The sequence below is a fragment of the Enterobacter sp. I4 genome, assembly GCF_022669095.1.
GTDB classification, from domain to species: domain Bacteria; phylum Pseudomonadota; class Gammaproteobacteria; order Enterobacterales; family Enterobacteriaceae; genus Enterobacter; species Enterobacter pasteurii.
Map to the genome: position 1 here is coordinate 1,999,814 of NZ_JALBUO010000001.1, position 25,998 is coordinate 2,025,811.

Genomic DNA, 25,998 nt, shown 5'->3' on the forward strand with positions numbered 1-25,998 from the left:
TCGAATATGCTGGAGTTGTTGTTTCTGCTTTTGCCTGTCGCCGCAGCCTATGGCTGGTATATGGGCCGCAGAAGCGCGCAACAAACAAAACAGGATGAAGCAAACCGACTCTCCCGCGACTACGTTGCGGGGGTGAACTTCCTGCTGAGCAACCAGCAGGACAAAGCGGTAGATCTGTTCCTCGACATGCTTAAAGAGGATACCGGCACCGTAGAGGCACACCTCACCCTGGGAAACCTTTTCCGCTCGCGCGGAGAGGTTGACCGCGCCATTCGCATACACCAGACCCTGATGGAAAGCGCCTCGTTGACCTATGAGCAACGATTGCTGGCCGTGCAGCAGCTGGGGCGGGACTACATGGCCGCGGGGCTTTACGATCGCGCCGAAGATATGTTCACCCAGCTGGTGGATGAGACGGACTTCCGTATCGGTGCGCTTCAGCAGCTTCTGCAAATCTACCAGGCCACCAGCGACTGGCAAAAAGCGATTGATACGGCAGAACGGCTGGTGAAACTCGGCAAAGACAAACAGCGCGTCGAGATTGCCCACTTTTACTGCGAGCTGGCCCTCCAGCAAATGGGCAGCGATGACATGGACAAAGCCATGGCGTTGCTTAAAAAAGGCGCGGCAGCCGATCGCAACAGCGCTCGCATCTCAATCATGATGGGGCGGGTCTTTATGGCAAACGGGGATTACGCCAAAGCCGTGGAAAGCCTGCTTCGCGTTATCGATCAGGACAAAGAACTGGTCAGCGAAACGCTGGAGATGCTGCAAACCTGCTATCAGCAGCTGGGCAAGCAGGACGAGTGGGTCGCGTTTCTGCGCCGCTGCGTAGAGGAGAATACCGGGGCCACGGCCGAGCTGATGCTCTCCGATGTCGTTGAGCAGCACGAAGGCAGTGAAACCGCTCAGGTCTACATTACGCGCCAGCTGCAGCGCCATCCTACAATGCGCGTGTTCCACAAGCTAATGGACTACCACCTCAATGAGGCAGAGGAAGGGCGCGCCAAAGAGAGCCTGATGGTGCTGCGAGACATGGTGGGCGAGCAGGTGCGGAGCAAACCGCGCTACCGCTGCCAGAAATGCGGTTTCACCGCTTACTCGCTCTACTGGCACTGTCCATCGTGCCGCGCGTGGTCCACCATTAAGCCAATTCGTGGTCTGGACGGGCAGTAATTTTTTAAAACACCACATTTTAGTTACAACATACTAATGTTTTTGGGTAAGCCAACCAGCACCGTGCGGTCTGTCGTTCAGCAGGAAAGACATTCGATTCTGTTCATTTCCGCCGATGGCAGGTAGAATGCACGCCGTTTATCTGTTCCGCGCCGCTGCGCGCCCATAGACGAAAAGGGCTGGTCATGACGTCTGTTACTTCCTCTACTTCCCGCGTAGTTACCGATTCTCCTGTTGTCGTTGCTCTGGATTACAATAACCGTGACGCCGCGCTGGCCTTTGTTGACGGCATTGATCCTCGCGATTGCCGTCTTAAAGTCGGCAAAGAGATGTTCACGCTGTTCGGGCCGCAACTCGTCCGCGATTTGCACCAGCGCGGTTTTGACGTTTTCCTCGACCTGAAATTCCACGATATTCCCAATACCACCGCGCACGCCGTTGCCGCGGCGGCTGACCTGGGCGTGTGGATGGTAAACGTGCACGCTTCCGGTGGGGCACGCATGATGACGGCCGCGCGCGAAGCGCTACTGCCGTTTGGCAAAGAGGCGCCACTTCTGATTGCCGTCACCGTGCTGACCAGTATGGATGAAAGCGACCTCCGAGATCTGGGAGTGACGTTGTCACCGGCAGAACATGCGGAGCGTCTTGCGCGTCTGACGCAAAGCTGCGGTCTTGATGGAGTGGTCTGTTCTGCACAGGAAGCGGAGCGTTTTAAATCCGCCTTAGGCCGCGAATTTAAGCTGGTTACGCCGGGTATTCGTCCTGCGGGCAGCGAGACAGGGGATCAGCGTCGCATCATGACGCCGGAGCAGGCCCTGAGCGCGGGCGTAGACTATATGGTGATTGGTCGTCCGGTAACGCAATCTGCTAACCCGGCAGAAACGCTGAAAGCGATTAATGCATCATTGAAAAAGGGGGCATAATGGGTGACGCCAACAGTCGTCTGGTCTATTCAACTGATACCGGACGCATTGAGGAGCCAAAAGAAAAAGCTGTACGCCCCAGGGGCGACGGTATTGTCCGTATACAGCGCCAGACCAGCGGCAGAAAGGGTAAAGGCGTATGCCTGATTACCGGCGTCGATCTGGACGATGTGGAACTGGCAAAACTCGCCGCAGAGCTTAAAAAGAAATGCGGATGCGGTGGGGCGGTCAAGGATGGCATTATCGAGATTCAGGGCGATAAGCGCGACGTAATTAAATCGCTTCTGGAAGCCAAAGGGATGAAGGTCAAGCTGGCGGGCGGTTAAATAAATGAGCCACGGACAATGCCGTGGCTCTTTTTTTTACGTGCGTAAGTCAGACCTGAAAATACAAAATATATTATTTTACCGGTGAGAGCCGTTATGGTGATTATTTGCCCACCTGGTGACCGATAATACCACCTACGGCAGCACCACCTAATGTACCCAGCGTACTACCATCCGTTAATACTGCACCACCAAGAGCACCAGCACCGGCGCCAATCGCGGTGTTACGGTCACGTTTAGACCAGTTAGAGCAAGCGCTCAGGGACATTGCTACAGTGATTGCCAGAACAGCGGCGGCTAATTTTTTGCTGGTAAAGGTCATAATACTTTCTCCTGAATTATCGATTCACGGAAAGAAGTGCTATTTAAGTATAGACAATATTTATACTTAAATTCCGTTCCCGTGAAAGCTGGTCGCGCAGGCGTTTCATCATCACGCAGGTGATAGTCACTTCCTGTTATATCGCTAATAATAATTTTACGTGTTTAAAGGCGTTTCAACAGGTAAAAACTCTTAAAGGAGGGGTCGGAATAATCTCAGACAAAGGTTGAACTGCGTCCATAATCCGGACGCAGCAGGATAATCAGGCCGTTTTTTTGACAATATCAACCGTCAGGCCGTCGTGCTGTAACTGCTGGCGATATTCATCGCGCAAGCGCTCATCCGTAATCACCCGGCTGAAGCGCGAGACAGGGCCCATCGTATAGGGATGCACGGCACCGAATTTAGAGCTGTCGGTAAGGACAATCGCCTCGCACTCTTTGGCGAGCACGGCGTTAACCACGTCTGAACGCATCATATCCCGGCCGGTAAAACCGGTGTCGGGCTGCCAGCCATCAATGCCGATAAATGCCTTACTGAAGTGAACCTGCTGAACATACTGGCGCGTTAAGGGTCCCACCATGCTTTCGCTTTTCTTCTGGTAAATGCCGCCCAGCAGAATCACCTCGCAGCGGGTTTCCTTCAGCAGATGGGCGATATAGCTGCTCACGGTGATGATGGTAACGTCTTTCTGCTCAGCAAGCGTGCGCGCCAGAAGAGCGTTGCTGCTGCCATTTTCAATGAAGACGGTTTCACCGTTGTTCACTAAGGACGCGGCAAATTCCGCCAGCTCCCGCTTTAGCGCGTAGTTGTTCATCATGCGGGTTTCGACATCTTCGCTGTCCAGTGGCACGGCATATCCGTGCGCACGCCGCAGATAGCTCTGTTTTTCCAGAAGATTAAGATCCTGACGGATGGTGACTTCAGAAACGCCGGTGGCTTTAGCGAGATCGACCACGCTTACGCGTCCCTGGTCGATGACCATCTGCAAAATAATTTGTTGTCGGGAATTCATAGCATCCATTTAAAAGACAAGGGCGGAAACGGCGTGGTTACACTTCCCACGGGGCTTTTGGTTGCGCAGATTGTGGTGCGTCGTCAGCGCCGTTCTGAGCCAGGAGTTCAGACTTGAGGATCTCAAGATTACGGATAGCAGAGTGATAATCGCCCGCGACGAGAATATCCAGCACGGTATCAATACGCTGTGCTACGGCTGCTGCATCAATGTTAGACATAATCTTACCCTGAAGCGAAATGTGAATATTATCAATGATGCAGAAAATTGCTTCAAAAGAGAAGGTAAAAAATGCAATTACCAAAGCACATAAATGAAAGTGATTAATTTTCACTGGTAGCCCGTCGTGCCGGCAACAACCCCTAAATGGAACGGCTGGTTATGCTGCAAAACCGCCATCAGGCGACGGGGTTACGCAGGCCAGCTAGCGGACGTGCCGCGCCTGATAGCGCTTTAGCCATCGCTCGAACGCGGCAGCGGGCATGGGCTTAGCAAAAAGATAACCCTGCCGTTCGTTGACGCCGTTCTTCGTCAGAAAGGCGTCTTCTTTTGCGCTCTCCACGCCTTCGGCAATAACCTGTAAGTTTAACGCCTGCGCCACGGCGACAATCGCCCGCACCAGAGACTGTGAAATGGATTGCTTGTGAATATCCCGGACGAACGACTGATCGAGCTTAATCGCATCGATAGGGAATCGCGCCAACTGCGACAGGGAAGAGTATCCCGTCCCGAAGTCATCCAGATGGATTTGCGCCCCCAGGCGGCTAAACTGCTGGATGAGCGAGAGCGCCAGCTCTTCATTTTCGATAAGGCAGCTTTCGGTTAGCTCCACGTCAATCGGGCAGTATTCAAAATTCAGATCCTTCAGCGCCTGTTTTAGGTCGCTGAATATGGTCTGGTCCGCCAGCTGACGGGCAGAGACATTGACCGCGACGCGCAGGTTAATACCCTTGTCGCGCCACTTTGCCACCTGCCGCACCACGTCGAGCATCACCCAGCGGCCAAGGGGCACAATCAGTCCTGACTCTTCAGCGTAGGAGATGAACTCCATCGGCGGGATCAGGCCACGCTCTGGCGACTGCCAGCGCACCAGCGCCTCGAGGCTCCTGACTTCGCCGCGCCATGTCATCTTGGGCTGGTAGTGGATCAGCAGCTGATCGTTATCCAGCGCCTTACGCAGGTTGGTATCCAGCCAGAGATATTCAAATACGCGCTGGTTCATCTCTGGCGAAAATACGCAGAATTTACCCCGGCCATTTTCTTTGGCGGTATACATGGCGGTGTCGGCATTGCGAATGACGCTTTCGCGATCGTTACCGTGCTGGGGCGCAAGCGCGATACCAAGCGAGCAGCCCGTATACACCTCAATCAAGCCAATGCGGAAAGGCTGGCGCAGGCGGGTCAGGATCCGCGACGCCATGGCTTCCAGCGCGCCCTGTGACGTATCGGTGGCCATCACGATAAATTCATCCCCGCCGAGGCGCGCCAGCGTTTGCCCTTCATCCAGGCAGCTCAGGATCGCCAGCGCAACGGCCTGAAGCAGCTGGTCGCCAAACATGTGGCCGTAAGCGTCGTTTACCTTTTTGAAGTTATCCAGATCGAGATAGACCACACCCACCTGTCCGTCACCACGGGCGCTGATGGCATCGGAGATCAGCTCATGAATGGCGTTACGGTTTGGCAATCCGGTTATGGTATCCGTATTGGCGAGAACGCGCAGCCGCTCCTGGGCACGACGCTCTTCCGTGATGTCGGTGCCCGAACAGATAAGGAAGATTTCATTTTTCCCGCTGCCGCTGTGAACAAACTTATTTCTGAACAGAAACAAGCGCTGGCCCTTGCGGGTCTTGATCCAGCGTTCGACTTCGTACGAACTGCCGTTACGAAAAAAACCGGCAATATTGCGTTTCGATGCGGCGGCCTCGCTGCGGCTCATAAACAGCTTAAACACGTTTTGCCCGATAACTTCCTGCTCCTTCAGGCCCGTATACTCTTCGCTTAAGCGATTGAAGCGCTGGATATTCCCGTTCTGGTCGAGGATGACAATGACGGAGTTAGCCTCGGACACCACCTGTTCGGCGAAGGAGAGTCCCTGCGCCAGATCGCGCGCCACGGAAGGCGTGTCGTTCCATGCTGATGCCGTTCCCGCCCACTCGCTTTTGTTAATTTTACGGCCCACCAGATGAACGGGGACTTCAACACCGTACAGCGGCAGGGTCATGGCAATGCTGGAGGTGATCACGGTTAGCTGGCGAATCAGATCGGCCTGTTCATCATCCAGCGCAACAACCTGGATAATGTCGGTGTTTTCACTTGCGGCAAGATGCAGAGCATTGCTGTCTGCTGTTAATCGCCACCAGGGGCTATGGGTACCCATGTAACGAAACAGCAGGTTCTGCTCCAGATCGTCCATCCCGTTTTCTCCCGCGGCAGCTGAGTAGCGCACAAATTATTCATTTGCAGTCGACTATGACGGCTCTTTTTACTGTAGATAACTCTGGCGAAATGTGGCGACGGGATACGGAAAATTGTGAAATAAAACGATGGTTTTGCGGGAAATAAAGCGGGAGAAAAATATCGGCCATTTACCAATAAAATGGCCGATATGTTAAGCGATTATCAGGCAACCGGGCGCGCGATAATGCTGCGGGTTTCCATGCGGACTTCAGCGATGTTTACATCAATCACGTCTGTGACCTTATAAATCGTTTCGCCTTTAATTTGCACGGTACCGTTTTCCTGGCTGCAAACCAGCTCGTCCCGAACGGCATGCAGGAACGGGGCAGGAATAAAGGCAACGGCGCCGTTATCCACCAGACGCACGCGCATACCGCCGCGGCTAACGTCGATGATTTCAGCCGGGAAGCGAGCGTCTGTTCCTGCTTTATCATTCAGGAAACGCGCGTACAGCCAGTCGCCGACGTCGCGCTCCGCCATGCGGTTCAGACGGCGGCGCTCTGCCATCTGAAGCGTGGTGTCGTCCTGTGGACGGGCAATAGCTTCACCTTTAATGATTGCTTTAAGCAGACGGTGGTTAACCATGTCGCCGTACTTACGGATAGGTGAAGTCCAGGTCGCGTACGCCTCAAGGCCGAGACCGAAGTGCGGGCCTGGCTCCGTGCTGATTTCCGCAAAGGACTGGAAGCGGCGAATGCGGCTGTCGAGGAAACCTGACGGCTGTGCGTCCAGCTCGCGGCGCAGCTTGCAGAAGCCTGGCAGGGTCAGCACCTCTTCCGGGTCGACGTGTACGTCGTGGGTTTTGAGCAGGGCGGCCAGCGCTTCGGTGTTCGCCGGGTCAAACCCGGTGTGCACGTTGTAAATGCCAAAGCCTAACCTGTCGCGCAGCACGCGTGCGGCGCAAATGTTGGCGGAGATCATCGCTTCTTCAACGATACGGTTGGCAATACGGCGTGGCTCGGCGACGATGTTCAGCACTTCGCCTTTTTCACCCAGCACAAAGCGGTAGTCAGGGCGATCCTTAAATACCAGCGCGTGGGTCTGGCGCCACTCACTGCGGCTCTGGCAGACGCGATGCAGCAGACGAATTTGCGCAGCAATATTTTCGGATTCAGGCTTCCAGCTGCCGGTATTTTCCAGCCAGTCGGACACGCTGTCATAAGCCAGTTTGGCTTTGGATTCGATGGTGGCGGCGAAGAATTCGATATCATCTTCAATTGTTCCATCCGCCGCGATTGTCATGCGGCAGGCCAGCACCGGACGCACTTCATGCGGGCGCAGCGAGCAGAGATCGTCAGAGAGTTCGCGCGGCAGCATTGGAATGTTGAAGCCCGGCAGGTAGTTAGTGAACGAACGCACTTTGGCCATCTCGTCCAGCTTGCTGCCTTCAACGATCCACGCGGTAGGGTCGGCAATGGCGACGGTGAGATGCAGTTTGCCATCCGCTGCCTCTTCGGAGTACAGCGCGTCGTCCATATCCTCGGTGCTGGCGCTGTCGATGGTGACAAAGTCCAGGGCCGTCAAATCGCGACGCTCAAGACCTTCGTCCTGCATTTCGGTCGCTACGCCATCCGGCGCTTCTTTTTCGAGGTTGTGGCGCGCCAGCGTCACCCACCATGGAACGAAATGGTCGTCGCCAAAGGTGATGAACTGGGTCAGCTCGGCGTAGAAACCGCGATCGCCTTTTAAAGGATGACGGCGCATTTCGGCAACCGCCCAGTCACCCTCGACAAAGTCATGCTCAACGCCACGCGCGGCGCGGCAAGGGATGGCATCTTTCAGGAGAGGATGATCCGGTACGATAGAAAGACGATCGTCTTTTTTATGCACTTTCCCGACAAAACGCGTCAGGAAAGGTTCGATCAGTGCTTCCGGCTCGGCAGACTCACGCTCCTTTTCGGTATGAATAACGGCCGAAATGCGGTCGCCATGCATCACTTTCTTCATCTGAGGAGGCGGAATGAAGTAGCTCTTCTGTCCGTCAACTTCAAGAAAGCCAAAGCCCTTTTCCGTGGCTTTTACGACCCCTTCTGCACGCGGCGTCTGGGAATGCAGTTGCTGTTTAAGCTGCGCTAGCAGCGGGTTGTCCTGAAACATAATGTTCTATTTTCGTAGCCATTGAGCGGCTGACAGTTTTACGCGATTCTCACTGCTACAGCAAGCGCTCTTTAGGTAAAGCGTGTGGTTATTCCTCTTTGCCAAGCGCCACGCGCAGACGGTCCAGCCAGCCATTAAATGCGCCGCGGGTTAACAGATTAATTGCCTTGCCCGGCGGGATTCCGGCCTCCGTGAGAGGCGTTAGCTGGGCGGCGCTAAAACGATCGGGAGACGTAAGCAGCAGCGCATGGGCGGCCGAGAGCGATGCAGACGGCTGGGCTTCGCTTTGTGGATGGTTAACCAGTATCTCACCCGTCAGATTTAGCAGCATCGGCTCGTGGCACAGAACCGGCGTGAGCGCTGCAAGCGCCGGTTCGGCCTGCCAGCGCGAGAGCGCCTCAAGCTGAACCGCACTGGCATATTTTAGTTCGACTACGGGCTGGGTGGCGGTCCATCGGGTAAAGCTCAGCGGTAGCGTATGGGGCTGGATGTGGTGTCCCGGCAGCCAGCGTACCGGGTGGCCAAGCAGCGCCTGAAACACCGCGACCGCCCGCGCCTGGAATCCGGTAAAGCCGATGATCTGGTTGATAAGCACAATGTCATACGTTGTCAGCCCCACCTCATCAAGCTGGGTTTGCGCTTTGTCGTCAATGACATCCGGGGAGCTCGCCAGCTGGCGGGCATACTGGGTGATCTCTGCCAGGCGTCGATTGCTTTCGCGGGAGGAGTCCGGGCCTGGAAGCGGCGCGAGCAGGGCAGCATAGTGGTTACAGAGCCGCTGTACGCCGCACGCCTGGGCAACCGTCAACGCCGTGCTCAGCCTGTCGTAGGCGCTAAGCGTGTGCAGACGGTTCACGGGAGTATCGAGCGGGAATAGGTGGTGGCACAAGGTTCGGGCTGGCGTAAGCCACCCACAACAGCTTGCGGCAATGTCGTCAGGCAGGGCTAAATCGAGCAAAAAACGATCGTCGACGTTAGCGGCTTCGGGCACCAGAGGCAGAACGTCCGTCTGCGAATGATTCGACTGGGTTTCATGATACCAGTGGCCTTTGCCGGAAAAACGGCGTTGTTCCATGGGCGTTCCTTGATCTCAAAATGGCGATCAATATCCTGGCGTAAGGCGGATGAGGGGAAAAATATTGTTAGGTGATAACAAATAGCAGAACGGAATAACGAGGGGCGGGGGAGAACTCTCTTCCCTGGCGGGAAGAGAGTGGCAGGCTTATTTGATTTCCAGCTCGTTCATGGCAGCGATGTTGAAACCGCCGTCAACGTGAACCACTTCGCCGGAGATACCCGCGGAAAGGTCAGAGCAGAGGAAGGCAGCAGAGTTACCCACGTCTTCGATGGTAACGGTACGACGAATCGGGGTAACCGCTTCGCAGTGTGCCAGCATTTTACGGAAATCTTTGATACCGGAGGCCGCCAGGGTACGGATTGGACCCGCAGAGATGGCGTTAACACGCACGCCTTCAGGACCCATGGCGTTCGCCATATAGCGCACGTTGGCTTCCAGAGACGCTTTCGCCAGACCCATAACGTTGTAGTTAGGGATAGCACGTTCAGCGCCCAAGTAGGACAGGGTCAGCAGTGCTGCGCCCGGGTTCAGCATCGCGCGGCAGGATTTTGCCATCGCTACGAAGCTGTAGGAGCTGATGTCGTGTGCGATTTTGAAGCCATCACGGGTAACCGCGTTAACGTAGTCGCCGTCCAGCTGGTCGCCAGGTGCGAAGCCGATGGAGTGAACGAAGCCGTCGAATTTCGGCCATGCTTTTGCCAGTTCAGCAAACATGCCGTCAATGCTTTCGTCTTGTGCAACGTCACATTCCAGAACAATGCTGGAACCCAGCTGCGCGGCAAATTCTTCAACACGGCCTTTCAGCTTGTCGTTCTGGTAGGTGAACGCCAGCTCAGCGCCTTCGCGATGCATAGCCTGTGCGATGCCGTATGCGATGGACAGTTTGCTGGCAACGCCAGTTACCAGAATGCGCTTACCGGAAAGAAAACCCATAGCTTTAATCCTTATATTCATTGCTTATTTTGCCTTGTAATTCATAGCGTTACAGGCAGTATTTCAAAATCATTCGAAATTAGCTCGAAATTATAGCCCACTCACAGCCCCTTGTGTCACGATATTTCTCGCTCATCTGCCGTGACCGGGGCGCCGGAAGGCCTTGAGCCGGCGCTTATTCACGCTGTTTCGTATGCATCTCAGCAGTATACCACCGCGCGTCGGGTTCGCCTCATCCAACCAGAGAGGGGAACGGCGCCGTCGCCTTCTCAACGCGCCCGGGGCGCTTTTGCGCAAAATGATCCGTTCAGCTGTCTCAACTCCCTAAAATTTACCGCGGGTCGGCACGCGTCAGGAATTTCATCCCTGTATACGCGTCTGCGGTGACCGACTGAAGTCAGGAAATATTCTGCACCTCGTTTGATGTGGATATTTTTCAAAGGGAGTTGTTAATGAAGAAAGAAGAAATGTACGAGTACGATGAAGATGATATCGACTCAATCGCCTGGTCCGTCGCATTTAGCGAATGGCTGGGAATGGACACATTACAGGATTGTGTTTTAACCAGAATATCAGAGAAGGAAAGAGAGAAATATGAAAGTAAGTTAGCCGAGTTCCGCCATTTCCTGCAGTACGCGTCAGGAGAAGAATATTTTTCGCGGTATCTAATACAAAATAAAGCGCAGCGCTAATTTTACCTTATACGGATATAGGGATTATATGCATGAGGATTGCACAGTTAATAGCTAAAACGTTAGTTGTCGGCACGTTTTACCTGCCTTGCGCGCCGGTGTCGGCCATGCTGCCAGCGGATGATAACCAGTACGACGCGCTGATTATTGAAGCGAGAAAGGGAAATACTCAGCCTGCATTAACCTGGTTTTCCGGCCATCAACGGCTTGATGAATCCCAGATTGCCGACTGGATGCAGATTGCCCTGTGGGGCGGTAAAGACAGCGAGGTTATCGACGTTTATTCCAGGCACCAGCATTACGCGCTGCCGGCGAGAGCCTGGGCCGCGCTGGCGGTAGCGTGGCGTAATAAACAGGAGTGGAAAAAAGCGCTCAATGCCTGGGACCGCATTTGCGATGACAGCCCGTACACGGCGGAGTTTTGCCGGGGAAGGGTGTTAACGCTGGCCGACAGCGGCGAGTATGCCGGTGCGCTCCGTGAGATCCGTCGGCTGCAGAAGAGAACGCCGGACAGCAAAAACTACCTGACTGAAGCCTATGTGCACAGGCTTGCCGGAAATTATCCTGATGAGTTACTCGCTATTACGAAGGCGATGCGCCTGTCACAGCATCCTGAAACGCTGGCCGATGCCTATCGCCAGGCGCTGGCGGATAACCAGCTGCCGTCAGCCGGGTTAAAGCACGTTCAGGCGCAGGGGAAAGAGCCTGATGCCCGCGAACGTGCGGACGCAGCGGCGGAGTTAGTCAGGCTCGCGTTTATGCCGACCCGCGGTGAAAAAGAGCGTTACGTCATCGCCGATCGGGCGTTGTCCCTTTACGACGGGATGATCGCCGAGTGGAAAGAGAAGCCGGAGCATGAGGCGGTGTATCGCCGTATTCGCTTCGACAGGCTGGGGGCGCTGCTGGCCCGCAGCCGCCATCAGGAGGTTATCGGGCAATACCAACAGATGAAACAGGAAGGTCTGGTGCTGCCGGAGTATGCCCAGTACTGGGTCGCGTCAGCGTTCCTCAAAACGGGCCAGCCCGACCGGGCTCAGGCGATGCTCTCCAGGCTGTTTTATCAGAATCCTCAGAAGGTTGATGATATTTCGGAGGAAGAGCGTGCCGACCTTTTTTACAGCCATCTGGAAAGTGAAAACTATCGCCCGGCAAAGCTGCTGACGAAACGCGTCGTTGATACCACGCCCGCCACCTGGTATCCGCGCGGATCGTCAGTGCCCGTGCCGAATGATAAGTGGCTTGAGGGGCAGCAGTACCGCTCCTCGCTTGCGATGTATGAACAGGATCTTGCCCGGGCGGAAGCGCTGACGCGTAGCCTATCGCAGGCGGCGCCGGGTAATCAGGGGCTCCTTATAGATCATGCGCGCGTGCTGCTTGCGCGTGGTCTGCCGAGGGCCACAGAAGCGCGCTTAAAGCAGGCCGAACTGCTTGAGCCTTCCAGCGTTGCCCTGGAAACCGAACAGGCCTATGCCGCGCTGGATCTTCAGGAATGGCGACAGGCGGAGGAGCTGACAAAGGATGTAGCGCAACGCGCGCCCGACAACGCGGCGGTAAAGCAGCTCAGCAAGGCGTTTGCCACCCATGAGCGCGCAGAATTAAGGATGGGGGGGACGGTCGGCCTGGACTCTGATTCGCCTGATTCAGGGCGCCATGATGTTAACGTCAATACCACCCTTTATAGCCCGCCGCTTAACTATAACTGGCGTGGATTCGTCGGCTACGGCTTCTTTGACGGCCGTTTCCAGGAGGGGAAAGGCGTGGTTCGCGACGGGCTCATGGGGCTGGAATGGCGTTCGCGAGACCTGTGGGCAGAGGCTGAAGTCTCGAAGAGACATTTCAACGGCGACAGGAAAGTCGGAGCACGCCTTGCAGCCCGGGTTGATGTCAACGATAGCTGGCAGCTGGGCCTGGAAGGTGAACGCTTATCGCGTAACGCGCCGATGCGCGCCATGAAAAACGATATTACCGCGAACAGCGGTGGGGCGGAGGTACGCTGGTATCAGCATGAAAGCCGTCAGTACAGCGCCCGCTACCTGAAAACCGCTTTCTCTGACGGTAACCGCAGGAATGAATATTTCCTCAATGGTCAGGAACAGGTCTGGGCTTCGCCTGATATGAACCTGAGTATCCAGCCCGGCGTGTATTACGGCACCAACAGCCAGTCTGACACGCCTTACTTCAGCCCGGAAAAACGTCTCGACGTGATGGCAGGCGTGACGCTGGATCATCGGCTGTGGCGTCGGTATGAAAACAGCTGGACGCAGACCTTCAGCGCCGGTGCAGGTAATGCGTGGCAGCACGGCTATGGCAGCGGCCTTATCACCCATCTTGGCTACGGGCAACGCGTGTCCTGGCGCGACGGTGGTGAAGCCGGTGTGGCGATACGCTGGGATAAACGCCCCTCTGACGGAAAGCAGGAACACAATCTGTCAGTTGATTTTAACGTGACCCTTCGATTCTGAGGCAACGTATGTTACGGAAAGGATTTCAAACATTACTCGTACTGCTCGGCATTATGCTCGTGGCAGCGTGCGTCGACGGGCGCGGGCCGGCCTATACCAGCCCGGCCCTGCGCGAAAAGTTACGCGCCGAGACGCCATGGCCGGCGAATGGCTTCGTGACGATTGCGTATCATGAGGTCGAAGATGGCGAAGCGGATCAGCGCTTTATGTCCGTGCGGACCTCTGCGCTGAAAGAGCAGTTTGCCTGGCTGCGCGCTAACGGCTATAGCCCTGTCAGCGTGGCGCAGATCCGTGAGGCACACCGTGGGGGAAAACCGCTCCCGGAAAAAGCGGTGCTGCTGTCCTTTGACGACGGATTCAGCAGCTTCTACACGCGCGTCTATCCGCTGCTCGTCGCCAATCAGTGGCCTGCTCTGTGGGCGCCGGTTGGGAGCTGGATCAACACCCCCGCCGGACAACCGGTGCAATACGGTGATGAGAAGATCGAGCGTGAACGCTTTGCGACCTGGCAACAGGTGCAGGAGCTCTCCCGTTCGCCGCTGGTAGAGATTGGCGGGCATACCTGGAACAGCCACTTTGGGACGCTTGCTAACCCGAGCGGCAGCATGCTTCCTGCCTTTGCGAATCGTCGGTTTATTCAGGACGGCCGTCGCTATGAAACCGAAACGGAATACCGGGCGCGGATACGGCGAGACGCGCAGACGCTGATAAGCCATGTAAAAGCGCATACCGGCAAAGCACCTACGGCCTGGGTGTGGCCCTATGGCGCGGCGAACGGTACGGCGATTCAGGAGCTAAAGGCACTCGGGTTTGACATGTTTTTCACCCTTGAGGACGGGCTGTCAACGGCCACGCAGCTGGATGCAATTCCCCGTATCCTGATTAACGGCAACCCGACGCTGGAAGAGTTTGCGCTTCAGGTGACGGGGGTACAGGAGCAGCAGCTTCAGCGCGTGATGCATGTCGACCTGGACTACGTATTTGATCCTGATGCCGGGCAGATGGAAAAAAATATCGATGCCCTTATTCAGAGAGTGAAAGACATGGGGATCACCACCGTATACCTCCAGGCCTTCGCGGACCCGGCGGGTGACGGTCTGGTTAAAGCGGTCTACTTCCCGAATCGATGGATGCCGGTAAAGGCCGATATTTTCAGCCGCGTTGCGTGGCAGCTGCGTACCCGGGCGAGCGTGGCCGTTTATGCCTGGATGCCCGTTCTGAGCTGGGAAATGGCGGAAACCTTAACCCGCGTGCATAGCCTGGAGACAGGGGATGAGGACGGCCCTCAGGTCAATCCTTCACAATATCGTCGCCTGTCGCCCTTCGACGATCGGGCAAGGCAGCGAATCGGTGAGGTGTATGAAGATCTGGCGGCGCACGCCTCTTTTGACGGCATTCTTTTTCACGATGACGCCGTGCTGTCCGATACGGAGGATGCCAGCCCCGCTGCGCTGGATGCTTACGAAAAAGCAGGCTTTGGACGTGATATTCGGGCCATTCGTGACGACCCAGAGCGGTTTGAGGCATGGACCCGCTTTAAAACCGAAACGCTCACCCGCTTCACGCTTGAGCTGGCGGATAAAGTAAAAGCGATCCGCGGTCCGGAAATCAAAACGGCGCGTAACCTGTATGCGTTGCCGTTGATTGAACCGCAAAGCGAAGCCTGGTTTGCGCAAAACACCAGCGACTTTCTCGCCCACTATGACTGGACGGCCGTGATGGCGATGCCCTACATGGAGGGAGTGAACGGTCGGGAGGGCGATAAATGGTTTAAAGCGCTTATTGCTCGTGTAGCAGCGTTACCCGACGGGAAAAATAAAATGATTATTGAGCTTCAGGCTCGCGACTGGCGTCCCGACGGCCAGCATCAACATATTGCATCCAGCAAGATTGCGCAATGGATGCGTATTATGCAGTTCTCCGGAATAAAACATTACGGTTATTACCCGGATGATTTTTTGAATAATCAGCCGAAGATAAATGTTATTCGGCCAGAATTCTCAACTAGCTGGTACCCTGAAGATGAATAATCGCTATTTCTCTATCGTTATTTTAATTCTGGTGTTGTGCATCCCAGTCGGTTTGACTCTGCTGTTTTCCGCAGAGGTTATGCTGCGTTACGTCTTTTTCTGGCCGTTCTTTATGTCGATATTCTGGATAGCCGGCAGCGTATTTTTCTGGTTTTATCGCGAACGCCACTGGGCGTGGGGAAAGAATGCGCCGGCGCCCGGGCTCCGGGGCAATCCTTTAATTTCGATCGTCATTCCTTGTTTTAATGAATCGAAAAATATTCATGAGACCATTGCGGCGGCCATGTCCCAGCGGTATGACAATTTTGAAGTTATCGCGGTGAACGACGGGTCTTCGGACGATACGGGCTTTCAGCTTAATATGCTGGCCGAGCGTTATCCCCGCCTGCGCGTTCTGCATCTGATGGAAAACCAGGGAAAAGCGATTGCGCTGAAAAGCGGTGCAGCCGCCGCAAAAGGTGAATTTCTGGTTTGCGTGGACGGCGACGCCTGTCTGGATCGTGACGCGGCAGCCTGGCTTGTTGCGCCAATGATTGATAACCCGCGCGTGGGGGCGGTCACCGGCAATCCGCGGATCCGAACTCGCTCAACGTTAATCGGTAAAGTTCAGGTCGGCGAGTTTTCTTCCATCATCGGTCTAATCAAGCGTACGCAGCGGGTATATGGCCAGGTGTTTACCGTCTCTGGCGTCATTGCCGCGTTTCGCCGTAGCGCGCTGGCGGACGTCGGTTACTGGAGCGATGACATGATTACGGAAGACATTGATATCAGCTGGAAATTGCAGCTTCGCCGCTGGTCTGTGTTTTATGAGCCGCGTGCGCTGTGCTGGATTTTGATGCCAGAAACGCTACGGGGGCTGTGGAAGCAGCGCTTGCGCTGGGCGAAGGGAGGCGCAGAGGTATTCCTGAAAAATATGGGGTCGCTCTGGCGCTGGAAACACCGCCATATGTGGCCGCTGTTTGTGGAATATTGTGCTTCCACGGCCTGGGCATTCACCTGCCTGGTGAGCGGGCTGGTCATCCTGGTGGACGTCATCCAGAACGGTACGGCGGGCGGGCTGTCAATTTCTTCGGTATCGGAGAATGCCGGAGTGCTGCTCTGTAGCCTGTGCCTCGTGCAGTTCCTGGTAAGTATTATGATTGAATACCGGTATGAGCATAACGTCATCTCCACGCTGTTCTGGATCATCTGGTACCCAATCATCTTCTGGCTTATCAGCTTATTCACCACGCTTGTTGCATTTACGGCTGTGATGCTAAATCCCCGTAACGCGCGCGCGCGTTGGGTCAGTCCGGACCGCGGGATCGCAAGGGGATAACATGAAAAACTGGATCATTTATTCGCGCAGGAATGGCCTGCGCAAGGGCGTGGAACTGGCGGTAACCTGCCTTTTATGGGCCGTGTTCACCTACTTCGCCACGGGATTTATCTCTTTTTTTCTGAAGGGATTTGCGCAAGAGGATGACGCGTATTCGCGGCTATTCCTCTATTTCATCCTGGCGATACTCAACGCGCTGGTGCTGGTTCTCTGGGCGCTTTATAACCGCTATAAACACCATAACGTAGCGGTTCAGCCCGCCCGCGTCGCGAGTGAGGCGGAGCTGGCGACGAGCTTTTCGCTTGCGCAGCCGGTTTATCAGCAGTTCCAGGCTAATAAAAAGCTGTACGTTGATTTTGACAGCCATGGCGATGTGGTGAATGTCACCCCAGAGCAGTAGTACGATCCCCTGACCTCGCCGGTCAGGGGAGTCGATTTGCGTGTATAGAGATTTGCGGTAAGAAGTAAGATGAATAACGTTACGTTGGCCGAGAAGATGATCGTGCTGTGCGGTGCATTCCTTTTTGCACTCATGATCGCGGTGAACTCCTTTTGCGTGAATGACAGTCCAGGTTTCAGGGTACCCATGACAACGTACCTAATTGTCATGATTGCGCTGTTTTTTCTGGATACCATCATCTTTATTTTTATCCAGATGCAGTATGCGTCTGACAGGTCGCACCCTTCATTATTAATACTGAGCCTGGCGTTTTTAAGCGGGCTGGTCTACTTCATTGAAACCATCGTGATTATTCAGCTTCCGGAAAACGCCGGGTTTTCCTATGCGGTAAAAACTAACGATACGGCGGTGTTTTATTTTTTCCGACAGCTCAGCCTGATCTTTTTGCTGGCGCTCGCCGTTTGGGTGGAGAAGCTCTCAACCCGATCGGTACTCGGGCGTCGTAATAAGGCTAAACTGGCTCTGGCATTATTTATTCCGCTGGTCGTATTTCCGGTGCTGGCCCATTATCTGAGCAGCTACCATCCCGCATTGTCGTTAACGATAGCGTCAGACGGTCGTGACCGCCACGATCCGGTCTGGAACGTCAGTTATGTTAACGTTCTGATCGCGCTCTGGTCGTTTTTGCTCTGCTATATGACCTATGTGACGCGACTGTCATCCGGGATCTGGAACAGTATTATTGTGGTGTGTCTCTCGGCCATCATTTATAACTTTTTCCTGCTGCTGCTTGATACGTACAATATGTCGCTCTGGTATATCAGCCGGACGGTAGAAGTATTTAGTAAATTGTTTGTTATTTGCACCTTACTGTTTCATGTCTTTAGCATGTTAAAAATTTTTGGCGACCGGGTTAATCGCGATCCGCTTACGCAAATTTTCAACCGTAAATATTTTTATGAGGCGCTTCAGCGGATCCGTACTCTCAGAACAGAAAAGGGGGCCAGCATAATGATGCTGGATATCGATAACTTTAAGTCTATTAATGATACATGGGGCCACCCGGCAGGCGATCGCGTCCTACTGGCGGTCGTGGATATCATCAAAGACAGCATCCGGGATAAGGATATTTTTGCCCGACTGGGAGGCGAGGAGTTCGGTCTTCTGCTGCCGGATACGGACGCAAATCTGGCGCTATCCGTTGCAGAGCGCATTCGCCAGAACGTCCAGCGTCGCACCGGACAGGGCAACCACTATGCGATTCCCGCGGAGGTAACGTTAAGTATTGGCGTGTGCTCTGCCATTCAGAACAGCCTCAACAGTAACGATGTCATTCGTAAGGTGGATGATGCGCTCTATGAGGCGAAGCACAACGGTAAAAACAAAACCGTCACCAGACAGGCTGAATGCAGCTGAGGCTACAGGACAGGGATGTAAACATCAAAATCGACATGTTCCTCGCTGTACGAATTAAATTTCATGAGGTAAATATCGTCGCGCAGCGTCAGGCGATTTTTAACCATCGCCTTAACGAAGGCAATCTTGTTAAAGGCGCTGTAGCTTTCCCAACTGCCGCTAAAGGGCATTCTTGCGTATTTACCACGCACTACGCACGTTTGTTTATTATCCTTCGTGTCGCTTTGTAAAGCGTAAGATATTAACACCTCCACCAGATACGATCGGCTTTTGCCGAGTTCGGGTCGGCGGGGCAGCAGGGTAATTTTCTCGATTTCATGACGGTTTTCTGTCAGGAGCTTTTTGATTTTTTTAGTAATATCATGTACCGAGGTATCAAAAAGATGATCGTGCTCTATAATTTGATGGTTACAGATAAGCGTCTCATTCAGTTCACATATTTCGAGCTCAGGCGTTTGTTGTTCGCTTAATAAAAATGAGGGCTGTAGGATATCAAAATCCCACACTCTGGCATGTCTGTACTCAGAGGGCGTCAGACCCGTCATTTTTTTAAAGGCTCTCGAAAAACTCTGGCTGCTCTGGTAATGGAATAAATAGGCAATATCCGTCACCGGAATAGACGTCATTCTTAGCATAATGGCAGCACGGCTCAGCCTCCTTCGGAGAATATATTCTCCGAGTGAGAGCTGATAATGCTCCTTGAACCATGTTTCGATGGTTCTTCTGCTATATCCGATATCTGCAACCAGATCATCAATATGTAAAATAGTGAAGTTATTCTCCTCCACCCAGGAGAGAATATACTTTCTGATGCTGTCTTTCATTTGTCTGTCAGTGAGTACTTAACGGTAAACCAGTTTAGTGCCGGACAGATTATGCCGTAAGTTAATTAGCAGGCGAAGGGATCCTCGCAATAACTTTAATTTCAAAATCAAATCCTGCCAGCCAGTTAACGCCAATAGCCGTCCAGTTTGGGTAAGGAGGATGCGGAAACGCCAGTTTTTTCGCCTCCATAATGACGGGGAACTGGTTTTCTGGATCGGTATGAAACGTGGTGACATCAATTAAATCGTCAAAAGTACACCCGGCGGCTGCCAGGGTCGCCCGTAAATTATCGAATGCCAGCCGCACCTGAGCGGGGAAGTCGGGTTCAGGTGTGCCATCGCTGCGGCTGCCAACCTGGCCGGAAACAAATAACAGATCGCCTGAGCGGATTGCCGCTGAATAGCCGTGCTCTTCATACAGGGCATGACGGTTGGCCGGGAATACAGGATCGCGTGAATGCATGGTTTTTCCTTTTTTGTCAGAGATGTTGTCGTGATTGCGCATCAGAAGTAACATACGCGGTGTATGTCAAAAATGTAATTCACATACGTCGTGTATGTCAAATTAAAAGATCGGTTAACTAAGGGAGCCCTATGGCTGTAAAACGTCGTGCTGAAACGGCTCAGGAAAATCGCGAAAAAATGATTCAGGCGGCGCGGAAGGCCTTTGCTGAAAAAGGCTATGCCGCAGCGTCGATGGACGAACTCACGGCCAGCGTGGGGTTAACGCGCGGTGCGCTGTACCATAACTTTAGCGACAAGAAGGGGTTGCTGGCGGCGGTGGTCGCGCAGATTGATAGCGAAATGGCGGCAAAAGCGAAAGCCATTGCCGCAACCGCGGAGAACGACTGGGACCGACTGCTCGCGGAAGGCATCGCCTACATCAACATGGCGCTCGTTCCGGAAGTGCAGCGTATCGTGCTTCTTGATGGCCCGGCCGTTCTGGGCGATCCCGCGCAATGGCCCAGCCAGAATAGCTGCCTTGAATCGACCCGCCAGACTATCGAAAAAATGATCGGCTGCAAGGTGCTTAAAAAAATGGATGCAAAAGTCGCAGCCCATCTGTTGAATGGCGCTGCGCTGAATGCTGCCCTGTTGATTGCCGCAAGTGACGAGCCGCAGAAGACGCTGCCGCATGCCATCGAGGTGTTTAGCCTGCTGGCAAGCGGGTTACGCAACAGCTAGCGGTCTTTACGCCACGCGTCGGCCGTTAACGCTTCACCAAAGTGTCCTGCAATCAGGCGTTTTGTCAGGTCGTGGAGCGGGGAGGCCAGCACGTCAGCCGTACTGCCGCGCTCGACGACGTCTCCCTGATGCATGACCAGCACCTGGTCACTGATATGCTTCATCATGCCCAGGTGCTGGGTCACGTAGATATACGAAATTCCCTGTTTTTCCTGTAATTCCAGCATCAGGTTGATGAGCTGCGAACGCATCGACATATCCAGCGAGGCCAGCGCTTCGTCGGCGATAATGACCTTTGGGCGCAGGATAAGCGCGCGGGCCAGGCCGAGACGCTGTTTTTGACCCGGTGCCAGCATGTGCGGGTAGTAGCTAACGTGATCGGGCAGCAGCCCCACCAGGCGCAGGGTTTCAACAATGCGTTTCCGTCGCGCTTCCGGCTCCAGATCGGTATTTAACCGCAGCGGGAAATCCAGAATCTGCGAAATTCGTTGGCGTGGATTAAGGGACGTCGACGGATCCTGGAAAATCATGCGGATGCGCTGGCTGCGAAACGAATAGTCCCCAAAAACCAGAGGATGATCGTCAATCAGTATTTCTCCGCCGCTCGGCTCTACCATGCCGGCGAGCATTTTTGCCAGCGTTGATTTGCCCGAGCCGTTTTCGCCGATGATGGCCAGCGTTTGCTTTTCGCGCAGCGTAAAGCTCAGCGGCTTAACCGCCTCGACTGTCTGACGATGAAAAAGGCCAGTGCGATAGCGAAAGGTCTTACTCAGGTTATGCACTTCCAGTAAGGTTTCGACCATTTCACTCTCTCTCCATGTTCAGCGGGAAATGACAGGCAAACAGATGATTCTTCGGCCCCGTCAGCCGTGGCGTTTCAATGCATTTACGCTGAGCATACGGGCAACGCGGACCCAAACGGCAGCCAATCGGCAGCGACTCCAGCAGCGGGATCGCCCCGGGCAGGGTATTCAGACGGCTCTTGTGCGGCATCGCGCTGCCAAAGTCAGGGATCGCACGGATCAGCGCCTGGGTGTACGGATGATGTGGGGTGTTCACCAGATCTTCACTCGGCGCGGTTTCCACCGTCTGTCCGCAGTACATTACGTCAATCTTGTCCGCCCACTTGCTCAGCATTTGCAGGTCATGGCTGATGAGCAAAATGGTGGTGTTATTGTTCTGGTTCAGACGCGTGAGCAGGCGGAAAATCTGCGCCTGCGTCGTCGGCTCCATCGCGTTCGTCGGTTCATCGGCAATCAGCAGGCGCGGCTGGTTAGCAAGGGCGATGGCAATCATCACCTTCTGGCATTCGCCGTCGGTCAGTTCATACGGAAAACTGCGCATCGCGTCTTTATGGTCTTTGATCCCGACGCGGTGCAGCAGCTCAATGGCGCGGCGCTTACGCCAGCCGAAACGTTGCCACCAGCGGCCTTTATAGGTCCAGCCGGGAATGTTCTGCATCAGCTGTTTGCCCACGCGCTCGGACGGGTCGAGACAGGATTGCGGCTCCTGGAAAATCATCGAAACGTTATGGCCCACCAGCTTGCGGCGTTCGCGCGGGGAGAGACGCAGCAGGTCGATGTCGTCGAAGCGCATGCGGTCGGCGGTGACGCGCCAGTTGTCTTTCGCCACGCCGCAAATGGCTTTGGCGATCAGGCTTTTACCCGAACCAGATTCGCCCACGAGCCCGCGGATTTCGCCTTCTGCAAGGGTAATGCTGATGCGATCCACGGCTTTTACCCAGCCTTCACCCGTTTTGATTTCGATGGTGAGGTTGCGAATATCAAGTAACGGCATTATTGCACCCCCGCGTTGATTGCGCGGCGGATGCCGTCGCCCAGCAGGTTGACGAGCAGAACGCTCACCATAATAGCCGCGCCCGGCAGCATCACGGTCCACGGCGCGACGTAAATCAGCTCCAGCGCATCGCCGAGCATGGCGCCCCATTCCGGGGAGGGCAGCTGTGCGCCCAGGTCCAGGAAGCCCAGCGCGGCGATATCCAGTATCGCCATCGACAGGGCGCGGGTGATCTCCGTAACCAGCCCGGCGGCAATGTTAGGCAGCACGGCAAACCACAAAATATTGAAGGTGGTGGCGCCATCCAGACGGGCGGCGACAACGTACTCTTTCTCCAGCTCGTCATGCACCAGGCTGTAAACCGAACGCACCATGCGCGGCAGGATAGCCAGCCAGACGGCGAACATCGCGTGCGAAAGGTGCGGGCCTGCGAAGGCCACGACGATGATCGCCAGCAGCAGCGAGGGAATAGAGAGCAGGGTATCAAGAATATGGTTAAGTACGGCTGAACGCAGGCCGTGGGTTGCACCGGCAAAAATGCCCAGCGCCAGGCCGCAGACGGCGGCGGCGAGCGTCACCACGAATGCGCCACCTACGGTCGGTGCGGCACCGCTCAGCAGACGGCTGAGCACGTCACGTCCGAGATCGTCAGTCCCGAGGAAGAAAGAGACCTCTCCGTAGCGCGACCACGACGGCGGCAAAAGCTGGTAGCCGAGGAACTGCTGATCGATGCCATACGGGGCAAACCATGAACCGAAGAGACACAGCAGCACGAGGCCAATGCAGCCGTAAAAGCCGATCATTGCCGTGGTGTCACCGTAAAAATTACGCCACACGGTGCGTAGCGCACCGGGCGTGCGCTTTTCGCTGTAGACGTTATCGTAAGGCATACCATTCCTTATGCTTCAACGGGTTGGCCATGGCACCCAAAATATCGGAAACAACGTTAACAATGATGACCAGGGAGCCAATCACCATCACCCCGGCGGAGATAGCCGCATAGTCCTGCTGGCGGATCGCATTAATCATCCAGCGCCCAAGGCCCGGCCAGCTGAAGACCATCTCGGTGATCATTGCCAGCGTCAGCATGGTTGAGAATTGCAGCCCGAGACGCGGAATAACCGGCGGCAGCGCGTTGTGCAGCACGTGGCGGCGTAAAATCGTCAGGCGAGACAGGCCGCGCGTGGCGGCGGCTTTAACATAGTTTTGGTCAAAAACGTCAATGGTGCTGATACGCATCAGGCGGATCACTTCGGTCGTCGGCGCGACGGCCAGCGTCAGGACCGGCAGCACCATGTGGCGCAGGGCGCTCACGATCATCTCATCGCGCCAGACTGAATCTGAAAGCCAGGCGTCAACGATGGCGAACCCGCTCACCGTTTGCACGTTATAGAGCAGATCGAAACGACCAGCCACCGGCAGCCAGCCTAGCGTCAGCGAGAAGAAGAGGGTGAGCAGCAGCGCCAGCCAGAAAATGGGGATGGAGAAGCCAATCAGGGCAAGGGCGCTGATAAACTTATCCTGCCATTTATTGCGATATATTCCTGCCAGCATCCCCACCGGAATGCCTACGATAAGGGCAAAGCCGAAGGCCAGAATACAGAGCTCCATGGTGGCCGGAAAAACAACCTTCAGCTGCTCGGATATGAGCTGTCCGTTGATGCTGGACACGCCGAAATCCCAGTGCAGCAGGCCGTTAAACCAGAACAGCCAGGCGTCCAGGAGCGAAGAGCCCTGAAGCGGGGCGTGAGGGGTAAAGTAGCTAAGGCTGAAGCCGACAAAGGTTAGCAAGAACAGCGTGACCAGCAGCAGCAGCAGCCGACGCAGGGTAAATATAATCATGGTTTCTTCACCTCTTGTTCTTTCTCACGGGTTACGCCCGCGAAGGAGGCATTACCAAACGGGCTCAGTACCAGCCCTTTAATATCGTAACGGTAGGCCTGAAGGCGCAGGGAAGAGGCAAGCGGCAGCACGGGGAGTTCTCTGGCCAGAATATCTTGCGCTTCGTCGTAGGCTTCTATGCGCGAGGCAAGCTGCTGTGAGGCCAGCGCTTTTTGCAGTACGGCATCAAATTCCCGGTTACACCAGTGGGCGTAGTTGGTCTGGGAGTTTATCGCCGCACAGCTCAGCAGCGGACGGAAGAAGCTGTCCGGGTCGTTACTGTCCGTAGACCAGCCGGCCAGGGTTAAGTCGTGATTCATGTCCATCAGGCGCGCCTCCTGGAAGCGGCCTTCAACAGGAACGATGATCACCTTCACGCCCACCTGCGCCATATCAGCCTGCAACAGCTCGGCGGTTTTCAGCGGGCTGGGGTTCCAGGCCTGGGAGCTGGTAGGCACCCACAGTTGCAGCGTCAGGTTTTCCGCCCCCAGCGCCTTAAGCTGTTCTCGCGCTTTCGCCGGATTATATTCCGTGATCTTCGCCTCGCCGTCGTAGGCCCACGAGGCGCGCGGCAGAATAGAGGCGGCGGTTTCCGCGGTACCGTAATAAATCGACTGCATCAGACGCTGGTTATTGATCGCCAGCGCCAGCGCATGGCGCACGGCCGGATTATTGAGCGGCGGCTTATCGGTGTTAAACGCCAGATAGGCAATGTTCATCCCGGGACGCAGGGTCAGGCGCAGGCGAGGATCGTCACGCAGAATGGTCAGCTGGCTGGCCGCAGGCCAGGCAAGGACGTCACACTCGCCGGTCAGCAGCTTGGAGAGACGACCGGTGCCGCCTGAACCCAGATCGACGATAACCTGCGGCATCAGAGGCCTGCCGCGCCAGAAGCGCTCGTGACGCTGCAGGCGAATGTATTGTCCTGCGCGGTACTCGCCCAGCTGGAACGGACCTGTACCCACAGGCTCTCGGTCGAGGCGTTCCTGACGCCCCGTTTTCGTCAACCGATCCGCATATTCGGCAGACATGATGGAGGCATAGTGCGTCGCCAGGTGCCAGAGAAATGAGGCGTCCGGGCGCGTCAGGCGAAACTCAACCGTGTGGTTATCCAGCTTGCGCACGCTTTTGACCGTATCGGCGAACTGCAGGCTGTCGAAATAGGGGAAGTTGTCGCCATTGACGTTATGCCACGGATGATTGCGGTTGAAAATGCGCTGGAAGGTAAAAACCACGTCATCCGCGTTGAGCTTGCGGGTTGGAGTAAACCAGGGGGTGTGCTGAAAGGCGACATCATCGCGCAGGCGGAAGCGGTAGGTCGCACCGTTATCCATCACTTCCCAGCTTTCGGCAAGCTCAGGCACCAGCCGATAGGTATAGGGATCCACATCGAGCAGGCGATCGTAAAGCTGCGCGGCCAGCGTATCGACAATCAGGCCGCTGCCCGCTTTTTGCGGATTAAAGGTATCAACTTGCCCGCTGACGCAATAGACGAAACCGCTATCGCGGATATCAGGGGGCACAGGACGTTCGGGCGCAGCAAAGGCCAGATTGCTGAACAGACCGAGTGCAAACAGGGACGATAAAACCAGGCGCATATTTTTTAAGGTTTTTAGATTCGATCTGCAAAGTGTATCGCACTTACGCCTGCTTCGTAAAAATGTCT

The 25,998-nt window shown here is 55.1% G+C and carries 24 protein-coding genes; 10 read left to right on the forward strand and 14 right to left on the reverse strand.

Going from position 1 to position 25,998, the window contains the following annotated elements; all coding sequences use genetic code 11:
- Positions 1–6: 6 nt before the first annotated feature.
- From lapB to yciH, 3 genes are all read left to right on the forward strand, one after another.
- A complete protein-coding gene (lapB, locus tag MOQ06_RS09555) occupies positions 7–1,176 on the forward strand; it encodes a lipopolysaccharide assembly protein LapB (RefSeq protein ID WP_148419669.1) in 1,170 nt (389 codons plus the stop codon).
- 185 nt (positions 1,177–1,361) lie between these two features.
- Positions 1,362–2,099, forward strand: coding sequence for an orotidine-5'-phosphate decarboxylase (pyrF, locus tag MOQ06_RS09560; RefSeq protein WP_242172559.1), 738 nt, complete (start codon positions 1,362–1,364; stop codon positions 2,097–2,099).
- Entirely contained in the window at positions 2,099–2,425 is a 327-nt protein-coding gene (gene yciH, locus MOQ06_RS09565; protein WP_242172561.1) for a stress response translation initiation inhibitor YciH, read from the forward strand. Before pyrF ends, yciH begins: the two co-directional genes overlap by 1 nt.
- Positions 2,426–2,528: 103 nt before the next feature.
- Here the strand turns inward: yciH and osmB are convergent, their stop codons facing one another.
- The 7 genes from osmB to fabI form a co-directional block, all read right to left on the reverse strand.
- On the reverse strand, positions 2,529–2,747 hold the full coding sequence (osmB, locus tag MOQ06_RS09570) for an osmotically-inducible lipoprotein OsmB (RefSeq protein ID WP_003856823.1): 219 nt from the start codon (positions 2,745–2,747) through the stop codon (positions 2,529–2,531).
- A gap of 262 nt (positions 2,748–3,009) precedes the next feature.
- Entirely contained in the window at positions 3,010–3,762 is a 753-nt protein-coding gene (locus MOQ06_RS09575) for a DNA-binding transcriptional regulator YciT (RefSeq protein WP_148419672.1), read from the reverse strand.
- Between the two features lie 37 nt (positions 3,763–3,799).
- Positions 3,800–3,982 (reverse strand): hypothetical protein, encoded by a 183-nt coding sequence (locus tag MOQ06_RS09580; RefSeq protein ID WP_242172563.1) that lies wholly within the window; start codon positions 3,980–3,982, stop codon positions 3,800–3,802.
- A gap of 204 nt (positions 3,983–4,186) precedes the next feature.
- Entirely contained in the window at positions 4,187–6,175 is a 1,989-nt protein-coding gene (pdeR, locus tag MOQ06_RS09585; RefSeq protein WP_242173247.1) for a cyclic di-GMP phosphodiesterase, read from the reverse strand.
- 206 nt (positions 6,176–6,381) lie between these two features.
- The gene (locus tag MOQ06_RS09590) at positions 6,382–8,316 is read right to left on the reverse strand and encodes an exoribonuclease II (RefSeq protein WP_242172565.1); all 1,935 of its coding nucleotides are present in this window, start codon (positions 8,314–8,316) and stop codon (positions 6,382–6,384) included.
- An 88-nt stretch (positions 8,317–8,404) separates the two neighbouring features.
- Positions 8,405–9,391 (reverse strand): CMD domain-containing protein, encoded by a 987-nt coding sequence (locus tag MOQ06_RS09595; protein WP_176610167.1) that lies wholly within the window; start codon positions 9,389–9,391, stop codon positions 8,405–8,407.
- Positions 9,392–9,538: 147 nt separating this feature from the next.
- A complete protein-coding gene (fabI, locus tag MOQ06_RS09600; RefSeq protein WP_003856831.1) occupies positions 9,539–10,327 on the reverse strand; it encodes an enoyl-ACP reductase FabI in 789 nt (262 codons plus the stop codon).
- A gap of 452 nt (positions 10,328–10,779) precedes the next feature.
- Here fabI and MOQ06_RS09605 point away from each other — a divergent pair, with 452 nt between their 5' ends.
- The 6 genes from MOQ06_RS09605 to MOQ06_RS09630 all read left to right on the forward strand — a co-directional run bounded on the left by MOQ06_RS09605 (position 10,780) and on the right by MOQ06_RS09630 (position 18,645).
- A complete protein-coding gene (locus MOQ06_RS09605; protein WP_148419676.1) occupies positions 10,780–11,019 on the forward strand; it encodes a hypothetical protein in 240 nt (79 codons plus the stop codon).
- 32 nt (positions 11,020–11,051) lie between these two features.
- Entirely contained in the window at positions 11,052–13,481 is a 2,430-nt protein-coding gene (gene pgaA, locus MOQ06_RS09610) for a poly-beta-1,6 N-acetyl-D-glucosamine export porin PgaA (protein ID WP_242172567.1), read from the forward strand.
- Positions 13,482–13,489: 8 nt separating this feature from the next.
- The gene (gene pgaB, locus MOQ06_RS09615) at positions 13,490–15,511 is read left to right on the forward strand and encodes a poly-beta-1,6-N-acetyl-D-glucosamine N-deacetylase PgaB (protein ID WP_242172569.1); all 2,022 of its coding nucleotides are present in this window, start codon (positions 13,490–13,492) and stop codon (positions 15,509–15,511) included.
- Entirely contained in the window at positions 15,504–16,829 is a 1,326-nt protein-coding gene (gene pgaC / locus MOQ06_RS09620) for a poly-beta-1,6-N-acetyl-D-glucosamine synthase (RefSeq protein ID WP_242172571.1), read from the forward strand. Before pgaB ends, pgaC begins: the two co-directional genes overlap by 8 nt.
- A gap of 1 nt (position 16,830) precedes the next feature.
- Positions 16,831–17,229 carry a poly-beta-1,6-N-acetyl-D-glucosamine biosynthesis protein PgaD gene (gene pgaD / locus MOQ06_RS09625; RefSeq protein WP_193355291.1) on the forward strand — a complete coding sequence of 133 codons (399 nt, stop codon included), beginning with the start codon at positions 16,831–16,833 and terminating at the stop codon, positions 17,227–17,229.
- Positions 17,230–17,415: 186 nt separating this feature from the next.
- Positions 17,416–18,645, forward strand: a complete 1,230-nt coding sequence (locus tag MOQ06_RS09630; RefSeq protein ID WP_242172573.1) for a GGDEF domain-containing protein — start codon at positions 17,416–17,418, stop codon at positions 18,643–18,645.
- Positions 18,646–18,647: 2 nt separating this feature from the next.
- Here MOQ06_RS09630 and MOQ06_RS09635 read toward each other — a convergent pair whose 3' ends face one another.
- Both MOQ06_RS09635 and MOQ06_RS09640 read right to left on the reverse strand, forming a co-directional pair.
- Positions 18,648–19,469: a helix-turn-helix transcriptional regulator gene (locus tag MOQ06_RS09635; RefSeq protein WP_148419682.1), complete on the reverse strand. Its 822-nt coding sequence runs from the start codon at positions 19,467–19,469 to the stop codon at positions 18,648–18,650.
- A gap of 61 nt (positions 19,470–19,530) precedes the next feature.
- Positions 19,531–19,932: a RidA family protein gene (locus tag MOQ06_RS09640; RefSeq protein WP_148419683.1), complete on the reverse strand. Its 402-nt coding sequence runs from the start codon at positions 19,930–19,932 to the stop codon at positions 19,531–19,533.
- A gap of 131 nt (positions 19,933–20,063) precedes the next feature.
- On the opposite strand from MOQ06_RS09640, the gene MOQ06_RS09645 reads away from it, so the two are divergent.
- Positions 20,064–20,654, forward strand: coding sequence for a TetR/AcrR family transcriptional regulator (locus tag MOQ06_RS09645; RefSeq protein ID WP_242172575.1), 591 nt, complete (start codon positions 20,064–20,066; stop codon positions 20,652–20,654).
- Here the strand turns inward: MOQ06_RS09645 and sapF are convergent.
- The 5 genes from sapF to sapA are packed head-to-tail and all read right to left on the reverse strand — an operon-like array spanning position 20,651 to position 25,930.
- Positions 20,651–21,457 (reverse strand): putrescine export ABC transporter ATP-binding protein SapF, encoded by an 807-nt coding sequence (sapF, locus tag MOQ06_RS09650; RefSeq protein ID WP_148419685.1) that lies wholly within the window; start codon positions 21,455–21,457, stop codon positions 20,651–20,653. The genes MOQ06_RS09645 and sapF overlap by 4 nt on opposite strands.
- A gap of 1 nt (position 21,458) precedes the next feature.
- Positions 21,459–22,451 carry a putrescine export ABC transporter ATP-binding protein SapD gene (gene sapD / locus MOQ06_RS09655; protein ID WP_148419686.1) on the reverse strand — a complete coding sequence of 331 codons (993 nt, stop codon included), beginning with the start codon at positions 22,449–22,451 and terminating at the stop codon, positions 21,459–21,461.
- Positions 22,451–23,341: a putrescine export ABC transporter permease SapC gene (sapC, locus tag MOQ06_RS09660; RefSeq protein ID WP_148419687.1), complete on the reverse strand. Its 891-nt coding sequence runs from the start codon at positions 23,339–23,341 to the stop codon at positions 22,451–22,453. Before sapC ends, sapD begins: the two co-directional genes overlap by 1 nt.
- Positions 23,328–24,293, reverse strand: a complete 966-nt coding sequence (sapB, locus tag MOQ06_RS09665) for a putrescine export ABC transporter permease SapB (protein WP_148419688.1) — start codon at positions 24,291–24,293, stop codon at positions 23,328–23,330. The genes sapC and sapB overlap by 14 nt, the downstream gene beginning before the upstream one ends.
- Complete coding sequence (sapA, locus tag MOQ06_RS09670) at positions 24,290–25,930, reverse strand: ABC transporter substrate-binding protein SapA (protein WP_242172577.1); 1,641 nt, start codon at positions 25,928–25,930, stop codon at positions 24,290–24,292. Before sapA ends, sapB begins: the two co-directional genes overlap by 4 nt.
- Positions 25,931–25,998: the final 68 nt, after the last annotated feature.

Coding starts and splice junctions, on each gene's coding strand:
- MOQ06_RS09640 (WP_148419683.1), bottom strand. CDS start 19,932: ATGCATTCACGCGATCCTGTATTCCCGGCCAACCGTCATGCCCTGTAT.
- pgaC (WP_242172571.1), top strand. CDS start 15,504: ATGAATAATCGCTATTTCTCTATCGTTATTTTAATTCTGGTGTTGTGC.
- osmB (WP_003856823.1), bottom strand. CDS start 2,747: ATGACCTTTACCAGCAAAAAATTAGCCGCCGCTGTTCTGGCAATCACT.
- pgaA (WP_242172567.1), top strand. CDS start 11,052: ATGAGGATTGCACAGTTAATAGCTAAAACGTTAGTTGTCGGCACGTTT.
- pdeR (WP_242173247.1), bottom strand. CDS start 6,175: ATGGACGATCTGGAGCAGAACCTGCTGTTTCGTTACATGGGTACCCAT.
- sapA (WP_242172577.1), bottom strand. CDS start 25,930: ATGCGCCTGGTTTTATCGTCCCTGTTTGCACTCGGTCTGTTCAGCAAT.
- MOQ06_RS09580 (WP_242172563.1), bottom strand. CDS start 3,982: ATGTCTAACATTGATGCAGCAGCCGTAGCACAGCGTATTGATACCGTG.
- MOQ06_RS09645 (WP_242172575.1), top strand. CDS start 20,064: ATGGCTGTAAAACGTCGTGCTGAAACGGCTCAGGAAAATCGCGAAAAA.
- MOQ06_RS09595 (WP_176610167.1), bottom strand. CDS start 9,391: ATGGAACAACGCCGTTTTTCCGGCAAAGGCCACTGGTATCATGAAACC.
- sapB (WP_148419688.1), bottom strand. CDS start 24,293: ATGATTATATTTACCCTGCGTCGGCTGCTGCTGCTGCTGGTCACGCTG.
- sapC (WP_148419687.1), bottom strand. CDS start 23,341: ATGCCTTACGATAACGTCTACAGCGAAAAGCGCACGCCCGGTGCGCTA.
- pgaD (WP_193355291.1), top strand. CDS start 16,831: ATGAAAAACTGGATCATTTATTCGCGCAGGAATGGCCTGCGCAAGGGC.
- yciH (WP_242172561.1), top strand. CDS start 2,099: ATGGGTGACGCCAACAGTCGTCTGGTCTATTCAACTGATACCGGACGC.
- MOQ06_RS09575 (WP_148419672.1), bottom strand. CDS start 3,762: ATGAATTCCCGACAACAAATTATTTTGCAGATGGTCATCGACCAGGGA.
- sapF (WP_148419685.1), bottom strand. CDS start 21,457: ATGGTCGAAACCTTACTGGAAGTGCATAACCTGAGTAAGACCTTTCGC.
- MOQ06_RS09590 (WP_242172565.1), bottom strand. CDS start 8,316: ATGTTTCAGGACAACCCGCTGCTAGCGCAGCTTAAACAGCAACTGCAT.
- pyrF (WP_242172559.1), top strand. CDS start 1,362: ATGACGTCTGTTACTTCCTCTACTTCCCGCGTAGTTACCGATTCTCCT.
- MOQ06_RS09630 (WP_242172573.1), top strand. CDS start 17,416: ATGACAACGTACCTAATTGTCATGATTGCGCTGTTTTTTCTGGATACC.
- MOQ06_RS09605 (WP_148419676.1), top strand. CDS start 10,780: ATGAAGAAAGAAGAAATGTACGAGTACGATGAAGATGATATCGACTCA.
- lapB (WP_148419669.1), top strand. CDS start 7: ATGCTGGAGTTGTTGTTTCTGCTTTTGCCTGTCGCCGCAGCCTATGGC.
- fabI (WP_003856831.1), bottom strand. CDS start 10,327: ATGGGTTTTCTTTCCGGTAAGCGCATTCTGGTAACTGGCGTTGCCAGC.
- MOQ06_RS09635 (WP_148419682.1), bottom strand. CDS start 19,469: ATGAAAGACAGCATCAGAAAGTATATTCTCTCCTGGGTGGAGGAGAAT.
- sapD (WP_148419686.1), bottom strand. CDS start 22,451: ATGCCGTTACTTGATATTCGCAACCTCACCATCGAAATCAAAACGGGT.
- pgaB (WP_242172569.1), top strand. CDS start 13,490: ATGTTACGGAAAGGATTTCAAACATTACTCGTACTGCTCGGCATTATG.